At 71.5% G+C, this 11,403-nt stretch carries 8 protein-coding genes; 3 read left to right on the top strand and 5 right to left on the bottom strand.

Features of this window, described 5'->3' with window-relative positions; all coding sequences use genetic code 11:
* The first annotated feature begins 159 nt into the window (after positions 1-159).
* A complete protein-coding gene (locus OHA91_RS12630) occupies positions 160-1,185 on the top strand; it encodes an ATP-dependent 6-phosphofructokinase (protein ID WP_266497611.1) in 1,026 nt (341 codons plus the stop codon).
* A gap of 133 nt (positions 1,186-1,318) precedes the next feature.
* Here OHA91_RS12630 and OHA91_RS12625 read toward each other — a convergent pair whose 3' ends face one another.
* The gene (locus OHA91_RS12625; RefSeq protein WP_408059235.1) at positions 1,319-1,942 is read right to left on the bottom strand and encodes a helix-turn-helix domain-containing protein; all 624 of its coding nucleotides are present in this window, start codon (positions 1,940-1,942) and stop codon (positions 1,319-1,321) included.
* A gap of 394 nt (positions 1,943-2,336) precedes the next feature.
* On the opposite strand from OHA91_RS12625, the gene OHA91_RS12620 reads away from it, so the two are divergent.
* Both OHA91_RS12620 and OHA91_RS12615 read left to right on the top strand, forming a co-directional pair.
* Positions 2,337-2,729 (top strand): MerR family transcriptional regulator, encoded by a 393-nt coding sequence (locus OHA91_RS12620; protein ID WP_031148372.1) that lies wholly within the window; start codon positions 2,337-2,339, stop codon positions 2,727-2,729.
* Positions 2,730-2,751: 22 nt separating this feature from the next.
* Positions 2,752-3,096, top strand: coding sequence for a thioredoxin family protein (locus OHA91_RS12615; protein ID WP_031148374.1), 345 nt, complete (start codon positions 2,752-2,754; stop codon positions 3,094-3,096).
* Here OHA91_RS12615 and glgB read toward each other — a convergent pair.
* The 4 genes from glgB to OHA91_RS12595 form a co-directional block, all read right to left on the bottom strand.
* Positions 3,086-5,374 (bottom strand): 1,4-alpha-glucan branching enzyme, encoded by a 2,289-nt coding sequence (glgB, locus tag OHA91_RS12610; protein WP_031148376.1) that lies wholly within the window; start codon positions 5,372-5,374, stop codon positions 3,086-3,088. The two genes, OHA91_RS12615 and glgB, sit on opposite strands and share 11 nt — an antisense overlap.
* Positions 5,371-6,822 carry a maltokinase N-terminal cap-like domain-containing protein gene (locus OHA91_RS12605; protein ID WP_063835520.1) on the bottom strand — a complete coding sequence of 484 codons (1,452 nt, stop codon included), beginning with the start codon at positions 6,820-6,822 and terminating at the stop codon, positions 5,371-5,373. The genes glgB and OHA91_RS12605 overlap by 4 nt, the downstream gene beginning before the upstream one ends.
* 178 nt (positions 6,823-7,000) lie before the next feature.
* Positions 7,001-8,719: a maltose alpha-D-glucosyltransferase gene (treS, locus tag OHA91_RS12600; protein WP_031148380.1), complete on the bottom strand. Its 1,719-nt coding sequence runs from the start codon at positions 8,717-8,719 to the stop codon at positions 7,001-7,003.
* Positions 8,716-10,710, bottom strand: a complete 1,995-nt coding sequence (locus OHA91_RS12595; protein ID WP_031148382.1) for an alpha-1,4-glucan--maltose-1-phosphate maltosyltransferase — start codon at positions 10,708-10,710, stop codon at positions 8,716-8,718. Before OHA91_RS12595 ends, treS begins: the two co-directional genes overlap by 4 nt.
* Positions 10,711-11,403 lie beyond the last annotated feature (693 nt).

Raw genomic sequence — 11,403 nt, 5'->3', positions numbered from 1 at the left:
AATGGATAGGGCGCCCCCTGGAACTCAGGCCCGGTCCGGGGGGTCCAAAGGCCCTCCGGGCGAGTGGCGCGGAGCGCGCCCCACCCCGCGAGCATGGAACAATCGGACAGGCGGCATCAATACGCCCTTCATATGTACGGGAGCAGGAGACACAGCACGATGCGTATCGGAGTTCTCACCGCAGGCGGAGACTGCCCGGGCCTCAACGCTGTCATCCGGTCGGTCGTACACCGTGCCGTCGTCGGGCACGGGGACGAGGTCATCGGTTTCGAGGACGGCTTCAAGGGTCTCCTCGACGGTCACTTCCGCCCCCTCGACATCAACGCCGTCAGCGGCATCCTCGCCCGCGGCGGCACGATCCTCGGCTCGGCGCGCATGGAGCGGGCCCGCCTTCACGAGGCCGCCGAGAACGCGCAGGAGCTGGCCACCCGCTACGGCATCGACGCCCTGATCCCGATCGGCGGCGAAGGCACCCTGACCGCGGCCCGGATGCTGTCCGACGCCGGGATGCCGGTCGTCGGCGTGCCGAAGACCATCGACAACGACATCTCCTCCACCGACCGCACCTTCGGCTTCGACACCGCCGTCATGGTCGCCACCGAGGCCATCGACCGCCTCAAGACCACCGCCGAGTCGCACCAGCGCGTGATGGTCGTCGAGGTCATGGGCCGTCACGCGGGCTGGATCGCCCTGGAGTCCGGCATGGCCGGCGGCGCCCACGGGATCTGCCTGCCGGAGCGCCCCTTCGAGGTGGACGCCCTGGTCAAGATGGTCGAGGAACGCTTCTCCCGCGGAAAGAAGTTCGCCGTCATCTGCGTCGCCGAGGGCGCGCACCCGGCCGAGGGATCCATGCCGTACGAGAAGGGCGCGATCGACGCCTACGGCCACGAGCGCTTCGCCGGCATCGGCAACCGCCTCGCCATCGAGCTGGAGCACCGCCTGGGCAAGGAGGCCCGCCCGGTCATCCTGGGCCACGTCCAGCGCGGCGGCACCCCGACGGCCTACGACCGCGTCCTCGCGACCCGCTTCGGCTGGCACGCCGTGGAGGCGGTCCACCGCGGCGCGTACGGCAACATGACCGCCCTGCGCGGCTCCGACATCGTGATGGCCCCGCTCGCCCACGCGGTCACCGAGCTGAAGACCGTCCCCGAGGGCCGCATGTACGAGGCCGAGTCGGTCTTCTGACCCTCCCGGCCGGGACCGAATCCCCTGCCGGACCGGGCCCTTCGGCCCCATTCCTCCGCCGGACGGACCGCAGGGCGCCGCCGCGGCGCCGCTGCGCACCCCGGCCGCCCGGACCACTGCCGGACCGGAGGTCCTAGGCCGCACCGCCCGCGAGCCGCCAGAAGCGGTCCACGATCCCGGTGAGGAAGTCCCGGCCCGCGTCCCCGTTGCCGGCCTCGCCCTGGCCGCCGCCCCAGCTGAGCGTCGCCACCATCCGGGACTGGTACTCCCCGTGCAGCTGGTCCAGCACCCGCTCCAGGTGCTGCTTGGGGATCGGCAGCAGCTTGCCGAGCGGCTTCACGTACGCCTGCCAGCGCGTGGTGACCGCGCTGCGCAGCAGCTCCGCCAGCTCCTCGTGCTTGCCCGTCGCCGTCACGAACTGGGCCAGGGTGAGACCGAGCACGGTGGCGAGGGCGGCGGACTGCCGCTCGTTGCCCCTCCAGCGTCCGGTGTCCTCCATCTTCTGGTAGGAGCTGGTCTCCAGGCCGATCCGCCGGGCCAGTTCGTCCGCGGCCAGCCCCCGGGCCATCCGGTGCTCCCGCAACGTGACCGGCTCGGCGAGCAGTTCGCCCGGCGAGCACCACAGGACGCCCGCGAGCGCCGTGAGCTCGGCGGACGACGGTGATATCTCGCCACGCTCCCAGGCCATCACCGTCTCGGGCGCGACGACGAGTCCGTACTGGGCACGCAGGCCGTAGGCGACATGTCCGGGAGCCATGCCCAGGGCCGCGCGCAGGCGCCGCGCGGCGGGGGCATTGAATGGTGGGCTGGAGTGCACACCGCACACCGTAGAAGTGGCCAGGCTTCGCCGCCTACAGACCAAACAAACAAGCCCATACCTCGTAGGAACGTCCTATGAAGTAAGGGGCTTTTGGCGAGTTTTCCGGCGACTGTCCGGTAACCGGTGCGCCAGGGGGCCTCGAAGATCCAGTACTGCGTACGGTTCCAGCCAACTTGCCGTGACGCAATACCCCTCACACGGCCTCCACGGAATGTGAACCGGAACCCCTTCCCGTACGTGGTTCCTGTGGGGCCCTCGCCCACGGGGGTGGCGAGGGCCCCACCCGTGCACCGCTTGCCTTGACGTCGGCGTCAACGCATACGGTCGGGCCATGCGCATCGGCGAACTGGCGAAACGGGCCGGGACCAGCACCCGGACGCTCCGGTACTACGAGGCGCGCGGGCTGCTGCCCGCGCGGCGTGCCGACAACGGCCACCGGACCTACGACGAGGACGACCTGCGGCTGCTGCGGGAGATCCGCACGCTCCGGGACTTCGGCTTCGAACTGGAGGAGACCCGGCCCTTCGTGGAGTGCCTGCGGGCCGGCCACCCGGCCGGGGACTCCTGCCCCGCCTCGCTCGCCGTGTACCGGCGCAAGCTCACCGAGCTGGACGACCTGATCGGCCGGCTCGCAGACGTACGGGACCAGGTCGCGCGGCAGCTCGCCGGCGCGGAGGAGGCGGCCGGCGAGGCCGCCGCCCCGCGCTGCGAGATGACGCCCTGACCCACACGAGAGAGGAACCGAGATGGTGCACGCACACGGTGTGGCCGAGGTGACCGACGCCGACTTCGAGGCCGAGGTCCTCGGCGAGCGCGGCAGGGCCGTCCTCGTCCAGTTCACCGCGGACTGGTGCGGCCCCTGCCGCCAGCTCGCCCCGGTGCTGTCCGCGATCGCGACCGAGGAGGCCGGCCGCCTGAAGGTCGTGCAGATCGACGCGGACCGCAACCCCGAGACCCTGACCCGGTACGGGGTGCTGTCCACGCCGACCCTGCTCGTCTTCCGCGACGGCGAACCCGTTCGCCAGATGGTCGGCGCCCGGCCCAAGCGCCTCCTCCTCCGGGAGCTGGAGGACGAGCTCGCTACGGCCTGAGCCAGATCGTCGCCAGCGGCGGCAGCGTCATCCGCAGGCTCGCCGGGCGGCCCTGGGCCGGCACCGGCTCGGGCCGCAGCGGCTGCCCGTGGTGCACTCCGCTGCCGCCGTAGGCCTCCAGGTCGGTGTTGAGGACCTCGCGCCACAGGGGCACCTCCTCCGGCACCCCGATCCGGTAGCCGTGCCGGACCACCGGAGAGAAGTTGGACACCGCCAGCAGCTGCGAGCCGTCCTGGGCGTACCGCAGGAAGGCGAAGACGTTGTCCTCCGCCGCGTCCGCCTCCACCCAGGCGAAGCCCTCCGGCACGGTGTCGCGCTCCCACAGCGCCGGAGCCGCCGCATACGTCCGGTTCAGGTCCCGCACGAGATCGCGCACGCCCCGGTGGTCGCCGGCCGCCGCGTAGGAGGAGTCCAGCAGCCACCAGTCCGGCCCGTAGCTCTCCGACCACTCCGATCCCTGGGCGAACTCCTGCCCCATGAAGAGCAGTTGCTTGCCGGGGTGGGCCCACATGAAGCCCAGGTACGCCCGGTGCGCGGCCCGCTGCTGCCACCAGTCGCCCCCGGGCATCTTCGACACCAGCGAGCGCTTGCCGTGCACCACCTCGTCGTGCGAGATCGGCAGCACGTAGTTCTCGCTGAAGGCGTAGATCATCCCGAATGTCATGTCGTGGTGGTGGTACTTGCGGTGCACCGACTCCTTCGACATGTAGCGCAGGGTGTCGTGCATCCAGCCCATGTTCCACTTCAGGCCGAAGCCCAGCCCGCCGCCGTCCGTCGGCCGGGTCACGCCGTTCCAGGCCGTGGACTCCTCCGCGATGGTGACCACCCCCGGGCAGCGCCGGTACACCGTGGCGTTCATCTCCTGCAGGAAGGCCACCGCGTCCAGGTTCTCCCGCCCGCCGTGCTCGTTGGGCGTCCACTCGCCCTCGTTCCGCGAGTAGTCCAGGTAGAGCATCGAGGCCACCGCGTCCACGCGCAGCCCGTCCACGTGGAACTCCTCGCACCAGTAGACGGCGTTGGCGACGAGGAAGTTGCGGACCTCCTTGCGCCCGTAGTCGAACTCCAGCGTCCCCCAGTCCGGGTGCGCGGCCCGCCGCGGGTCCTGGTGCTCGTACAGCGGCCGCCCGTCGAACTCCGCGAGCGCCCAGTCGTCCCGCGGGAAGTGCGCCGGCACCCAGTCGACGATCACGCCGATCCCGGCCCGGTGCAGCGAGTCCACGAGGAAGCGGAAGTCGTCCGGGGTGCCCATCCGCGAGGTCGGCGCGTAGAAGCCGGTGACCTGGTACCCCCACGAGCCGCCGAAGGGGTGCTCGGCGACCGGCATCATCTCCACGTGCGTGAAGCCCAGCTCCTTGACGTACGAGGGGAGCTGTTCGGCGAGCTGCCGGTAGGAGAGCCCGGGCCGCCAGGACGCCAGGTGCAGCTCGTACACGGAGAAGGGGGCCTGGTGCGGGGCGCGGGCGCCGCGCCGCGCCATCCACTCCGTGTCCTGCCACTCGTACTGCGAGGCCGCGACCACCGAGGCGTTCGCCGGAGGGACCTCCGCGGACCGCGCCATCGGGTCGGCGCGCAGGGTGTGGCTGCCGTCCGGGCGCGTGATGTCGTACTTGTAGAGGGTCCCGGCACCCACCCCGGGCAGGAAGAGCTCCCAGACGCCGCTCGACCCGAGCGAGCGCATCGGATAGGCGACGGAGTCCCAGTACGAGAAGTCCCCGCTGACCCGGACCCCCTGCGCGTTCGGAGCCCACACCGTGAACCGGGTCCCGGCCACGCCCTGGTGCTCCATCGGCTCGGCGCCCAGCGCCGTCCACAGCCGCTCGTGGCGGCCCTCGCCGATCAGGTGCAGGTCCAGTTCGCCGAGGGAGGGCAGGAACCGGTAGGGGTCGTGGACCTCGATCTCGTCGCTCTCGTACGCCACCAGCAGCCGGTAGTCCGGCACCGCGGTCAGCGGCAGCAGCCCGGAGAACAGCCCGTCGCCGTCGTCGTGGAGCTCGGCCCGCAGCCCCTTGGCGATGACCGTGACCGCCTTGGCGTGCGGGCGCAGCACCCGGAAGGCCACCCCGCCGCGCTGGGTGCGCGCACCCAGCACCGCGTGCGGGTCGTGGTGGCGGCCCTCCAGCAGCCTGGCCCGTTCCCCTGCGGCGAGCGCCGGCGCCGGCCGGACCCCGTGCGGAGGGGCGGCGCGGCGGGCCCGGGGCGTGCGTGGCTTCTTGGCCGCCGCCGGGGCGGTTGCGGTTTCGTCGCGGACGGTCGGTGACGGCTGTCGTGCGGCGCTCACGCGAGCGGCCTCCTCGGGGGCTTCGGGTGGGGGTGCGGGTGGGGTGAGAGCGCGCCCGGGGCGGGCGGGGTCGGCGGCACGCGGTGGGCGGGCCGCGCGGGTTCCGAGAGCCGCCGGATCGCGGCCATCGGGACGTGCAGCCAGTCGGGGCGGTGCCGGGACTCGTAACGGGCCTCGTACACCGCCTTGTCGGTCTCGTACGCCCGCAGCAGCACGGGATCCTCGCGCGGGTCCCGGCCGGTGGTGCGGGCGTAGCCCTCGCAGAACGCGGCCCGGCAGTCGTCGGCCCAGGCGGGGGCGAACGGCCGGTGCGAGCGGGCGGCGTAGTCGAAGGAACGCAGTATCCCGGCGATGTCGCGCACCGCCGGTTCGGGACGGCGCCGGTCGGCCAGCGGCCGGGCCGGCTCGCCCTCGAAGTCGATCAACGACCAGCTGCCGTCGAGGGTGCGCAGGGTCTGACCCAGATGGAGGTCGCCGTGGATGCGCTGGGCGGCCACCCCCGTACCGCGGGACGCGGCCAGCGCGTCGAAGGCCCCCCGCAGCCCGGCCTCGTAGGGCCGCAGCGCCGGCACCTCCCGGGCGGTGGCGGCCAGCCGCGCCGTCATCCCGGCGGCCAGCCGGGCGGTCTGCTCCGGGCCGAGCGCGACGGTGGGCAGGGCGGCGGCGAGCGCGCTGTGCACCTCGGCGGTGGCCCGGCCGAGCGCGTGCGCCTCGGCGGTGAAGTCCTCCCCGGCGCCGAGCCGGCGCAGCGCGAGCTGCCAGCCGTCGTCGGAGCCGCGCAGGTACGGCTGGAGCACGCCCAGGGTCAGCGGTTCGCCGCCGGGCGGCTCGGCCTCGTACCAGGCGACGGGCGCCGGCACCCGCGTGCAGCCGGCGGCGGCCAGCGCCCTGGGCAGCTCCAGGTCCGGATTGACCCCGGGACCGACCCGGCGGAACACCTTCAGGATGAACGAATCTCCGTAGATGAGGGAGGAGTTCGTCTGTTCCCCGGACAGCGGCCGGGGCGTGAGCCCGGCCGGGACCGGCGTGGCGGGATCCCGGTCGAAGCGCAGCGGGCCGAGCACGCCGGGCGAGCGCAGCCGCTCCAGCAGCATCGCCGCGAGCCGGGGGTCGCCCAGGGCCTCGTAGACCGCCCGGCCCGCGTACGGCCCGTCCTCGGCGTGGCCGATCAGGGTGGGCGCGAGGGCGGGCGGCAGGGACGGGCGGATGCCCAGCAGCAGCTGGTAGCAGTCCCCGTCCACGTCGAGCAGTACGTGCAGCAGTCCGGGGGTGGATCCGGGGGGCAGCAGGTCGGCCGCCGAGACGGTCGTGAGTCTGCTGATGGCCCGCCCCTTGCCCGCGAACCAGCGCTGTGCGGGCAGCCAGGCCCGCAGCATCGGTTCCAGCGGGGCGATCCCGGCGGCCCGGTCGGCCGTCAGCCGGCTCCGGGCGGATGCAGCCTCCGACATGGCGTCGCGTCCTTTCCCCGGGCCGTCACAGAATGCGCAGAGTGTCCCGGATGCGCGGCAGTTGCTTCTCCGGCATGTGCGAGTGTCGGGTCAGGATGATCCGTACAGGGGCGGGCGATTGACCCATTCGAGCCGCCCGCCCCCTGGTTGAGGCGTGGTCCGCCTGTGGCCGTGCCGGCTATTCGGCGCGGCGGTCACCGCGCTGTTCGGCACGCAGCCGGAACCAGTAGAAGCCGTGTCCCGCCAGGGTCAGCAGGTAGGGCCATTCGCCGATCGGCGGGAAGCGCACGTCGCCCGTGAGCTCCACCGGTACCCGCCCGTTGAACGACTGCAGGTCCAGCTCGGTGGGCTGCGCGAAGCGCGAGAAGTTGTGCACGCACAGCACCAGGTCGTCCCCGTACTCGCGCAGGAACGCGAGCACCGCCGGGTTGGACGACTGCAGTTCGGTGTACGAGCCGAGGCCGAAGGCCGGGTTCGCCTTGCGGATCTCGATCAGTCGGCGGGTCCAGTGCAGCAGTGAGGAGGGCGACGCCATGGCCGCCTCGACATTGGTGACCTGGTACCCGTGGACCGGGTCCATGATGACCGGCAGGTTCAGCCTGCCCGGATCGCACGAGGAGAAACCGGCGTTGCGGTCCGGGGTCCACTGCATGGGGGTGCGGACGCCGTCGCGGTCGCCCAGCCAGATGTTGTCGCCCATGCCGATCTCGTCGCCGTAGTACAGCACCGGCGAGCCCGGCAGCGACAGCAGCAGGGCGGTGAACAGCTCCATCTGGTTGCGGTCGTTGTCCAGGAGCGGGGCGAGCCGGCGCCGGATGCCGATGTTGGCCCGCATCCGCGGGTCCTTGGCGTACTCGGCGTACATGTAGTCGCGCTCTTCGTCCGTGACCATTTCGAGCGTGAGCTCGTCGTGGTTGCGCAGGAAGATGCCCCACTGGCAGTTCTTCGGGATGGCCGGCGTCTTGGCCAGGATCTCGGAGACCGGGTAGCGGGACTCTCTTCGCACGGCCATGAAGATGCGCGGCATGACGGGGAAGTGGAACGCCATGTGGCACTCGTCCCCGCCCTTGGCGAAGTCCCCGAAGTAGTCGACGACGTCCTCGGGCCACTGGTTGGCCTCGGCGAGCAGCACCGTGTCCGGGTAGTGGGCGTCGATCTCCGCCCGGACTCTCTTGAGCAGCTGGTGGGTGCGCGGGAGGTTCTCGCAGTTGGTGCCCTCCTCGGCGTACAGGTAGGGCACGGCGTCGAGGCGGAAGCCGTCGATGCCGAGGTCCAGCCAGAAGCGGAGGGCGGAGATGATCTCCTCCTGGACGGCCGGGTTCTCGAAGTTCAGGTCCGGCTGGTGGGAGAAGAAGCGGTGCCAGTAGTACTGCTTGCGGACCGGGTCGTACGTCCAGTTCGACGTCTCGGTGTCGACGAAGATGATCCGGGCGTCCTGGTACTGCTTGTCGTTGTCGGCCCACATGTAGTAGTCGCCGTAGGGGCCGTCCGGGTCCTTGCGCGACTGCTGGAACCACTCGTGCTGGTCGCTGGTGTGGTTCATGACGAAGTCGATGATCACCCGCATGCCGCGGGTGTGCGCGGCGTCCACGAACTCCACGAAGTCGGCCAGGTCGCCGAACTCGGGCAGCACCGAGGTGTAGTCGGAGACGTCGTAGCCCCCGTCGCGCAGGGGCGAGGCGAAGAACGGCGGCAGCCAGAGGCAGTCGACGCCGAGCCACTGGAGGTAGTCCAGTTTGGCGGTGAGGCCCTTGAGGTCCCCCACGCCGTCGCCGTTGCTGTCGTGGAAGGAGCGGACGAGGACCTCGTAGAAGACGGCCCGCTTGAACCAGTCGGGATCGCGGTCCTTGGCGGGGGTGTCCTCGAAGGTGTCGTGGACGGGATCGTTGATCATCATGTGGTGGGTGACCCTCCGGTGGGCGGGGACGGTCGCAGAGCGGCCAGGACGTGCGCGGGCGTGCGGCCCGGCTCTAGGCGCACGTAGTTCGCCCTGCCCCAGTGATAGGTCTCGCCGGTGAGCTCGTCGCGCACCGCGAGGGACCCGTGCCAGTCGAGGCCGAGTACCGGCATGTCCAACGAGACCGTCGCCTCCTGGGTGTGGTGCGGATCGAGGTTGACGACCACCAGTACGGAATTGGCGCCCGCGTGCTTCGAATAGGCGATCACCTGTTCGTTGTCGGTCGAGTGGAAGTGGATGTCGCGCAGCTGCTGGAGGGCGGGGTTGCGCCGGCGCAGCCGGTTCAGGGCGGTGATCAGCGGGGCGATGGTGCGGCCCTCGCGGTCGGCGGCGGCCCAGTCGCGTGGCCGGAACTCGTACTTCTCGGAGTTCAGGTACTCCTCGCTGCCCTCGCGCACCGGGGTGTTCTCGCAGAGCTCGTAGCCGGAGTAGATCCCCCAGGCGGGGGACAGGGTGGCGGCGAGGACCGCGCGCACCTCGAAGGCGGGACGGCCGCCCTTCTGGAGGTACTCGTGCAGGATGTCGGGCGTATTGACGAAGAAGTTCGGCCGCATCACCGAGGCGGACGGGGTGGCGGAGAGCTCGGTCAGGTACTCGGTCAGCTCGGCCTTGGTGTTGCGCCAGGTGAAGTAGGTGTACGACTGCTGGAAGCCGACGGCGGCGAGTGCGCGCATCATCGCCGGCCGGGTGAAGGCCTCCGCCAGGAAGATCACGTCCGGGTCGGACTTGTTGATGTCCGCGATCACCTTCTGCCAGAAGACGACCGGCTTGGTGTGCGGGTTGTCGACCCGGAAGATGCGGACCCCGTGGTCCATCCAGTGCCGCAGGATCCGGCAGGTCTCCTCGACGATGCCGGCCATGTCGGTGTCGAAGTGGACCGGGTAGATGTCCTGGTACTTCTTCGGCGGGTTCTCGGCGTACGCGATCGTCCCGTCGGCGCGGTGGCGGAACCACTCCGGGTGCTTCTCCACCCACGGGTGGTCGGGGGAGCACTGGAGGGCGAAGTCCAGCGCGATCTCCATGCCCAGCTCGCGGGCGCGCGCGACGAAGGCGTCGAAGTCCTCGATGGTGCCCAGTTCGGGGTGGACCGCCTCGTGCCCGCCCTCGGTGGAGCCGATGGCCCACGGCACACCCGGATCCCAACTCCCTGCGGACAGCGTGTTGTTGGGGCCTTTGCGGTAGGTGCTGCCGATCGGGTGGATGGGCGGCAGGTAGACCACGTCGAAGCCCATCGCGGCGATCGCGGGCAGCCGCTCCGCCGCGGTCCGGAAGGTGCCGCTGACCGGGGCCTCGCCGGGCTCCAGCACCGCGCCCTCGGAGCGCGGGAACATCTCGTACCAGGAACCGAAGAGGGCACGCTTGCGCTCGACGAGGAGCGGCAGCGGCTTGGAGGCGGTGACCAGCTCCCGGTAGGGGCGCTTGGCGAGCGCGGCGCCCACGGCGGGGGCGAGCGCGGCCTCGTACCGCTCGGCGGCCGGGAGGTCCTCGTCCCGCATGATCCGGGCGGCGGCCAGGACGGCTTCGCGGCCGTCGCGCTTGGGGATCCGGGCGGCGGCCCGCTCGTAGAGCTCGGCGCCCTCCAGCAGCACGAGCCCGGTGTCGATCCCGGCGGGGATCTTGATCGCGGCATGCGCCCGCCAGGTGCCCACCGGGTCGCTCCAGGCCTCGACGGTGTACGTCCACCTCCCCTCGACCTCGGCGGAGACCCGGGCGCCCCACCGGTCGGTGCCGGGGGCGAGTTCGCTCAGCGGCACGGGGGGCCGCAGCCGCCCCTTCGGATCACGCAGGACGATGTGGGCGGCTACGGCGTCGTGCCCTTCGCGGAACACGGTGGCCGAGATCTCGAAGACCTCGTCCACGACCGCCTTGGCGGGTCTGGCGCCGCAGTCGACGGCGGGGCGGACGTCCAGCACGGGAATGCGACCGATCATGATGGGATCACCTGGGGGCAGTTCGCGGGGCTCGGTGACAACAGGCCAGCCGGTATCACGACTGGTAGTGCACGCTCTGTTCGCTCTGTTTCTAGCCGCTCAGTGGACGGCTGGGCTGCGGGCATGGCCGCTCCTGTCCGCGTTCACTCGGGTGGCGGGGAGAGGGTTTGTGGGCGGGTGCGCCGTGCGTGTACCACGTGTACCCGGGGAGCCCTTCCCACTCTCACCCCGCCCAATCCGCGCACTTGGTTAACTACTCGTACGTAGTGGAACGGGCAATACCAAGGCCCGGCTCGACATCCGGCGGGGCTCCGTCAAGTCGGCTGGGACTAGGTGACGTAGAGGGCCGGCACACCGGTCCCACCCGTCTCCGGGAGCCCCTCGGGAACCACCCGCGCGGGGGTACGGGAGACAGCCGCTCACTCCCTCCTGAGGTGGGAGGGCCCCCTGTTGCAGGGGGGCTTGTGACATCTGGCCGAAGATGGCCCCCGCGGCTCCCCGCTCCTGCACGCGGACGCCGCCCCGGGCCGTCGTGCCCGCCCTGGCCTGTCGTCAAAGTCCCGCCTGGCCCGCGACGTCCGGCACCGCACCCCATCCCCCAGGCTCCGTCCGGGGGGACCCCCAGATTGTCGGGGCGCCCGAGTACGTCCGGTGCCCGGGCGCCCCTCCGCCTCGCGATGGTTCCCCTGGGCC

Source organism: Streptomyces erythrochromogenes, assembly GCF_036170895.1.
Lineage (GTDB): Bacteria > Actinomycetota > Actinomycetes > Streptomycetales > Streptomycetaceae > Streptomyces > Streptomyces erythrochromogenes.
Note: the sequence above shows the minus strand (reverse complement) of the source record. Positions and strands in the feature narration are given on the sequence as shown.

Coding starts and splice junctions, on each gene's coding strand:
- OHA91_RS12595 (WP_031148382.1), bottom strand. CDS start 10,710: ATGATCGGTCGCATTCCCGTGCTGGACGTCCGCCCCGCCGTCGACTGC.
- OHA91_RS12615 (WP_031148374.1), top strand. CDS start 2,752: ATGGTGCACGCACACGGTGTGGCCGAGGTGACCGACGCCGACTTCGAG.
- treS (WP_031148380.1), bottom strand. CDS start 8,719: ATGATGATCAACGATCCCGTCCACGACACCTTCGAGGACACCCCCGCC.
- OHA91_RS12630 (WP_266497611.1), top strand. CDS start 160: ATGCGTATCGGAGTTCTCACCGCAGGCGGAGACTGCCCGGGCCTCAAC.
- OHA91_RS12605 (WP_063835520.1), bottom strand. CDS start 6,822: ATGTCGGAGGCTGCATCCGCCCGGAGCCGGCTGACGGCCGACCGGGCC.
- OHA91_RS12620 (WP_031148372.1), top strand. CDS start 2,337: ATGCGCATCGGCGAACTGGCGAAACGGGCCGGGACCAGCACCCGGACG.
- OHA91_RS12625 (WP_408059235.1), bottom strand. CDS start 1,942: ATGGCTCCCGGACATGTCGCCTACGGCCTGCGTGCCCAGTACGGACTC.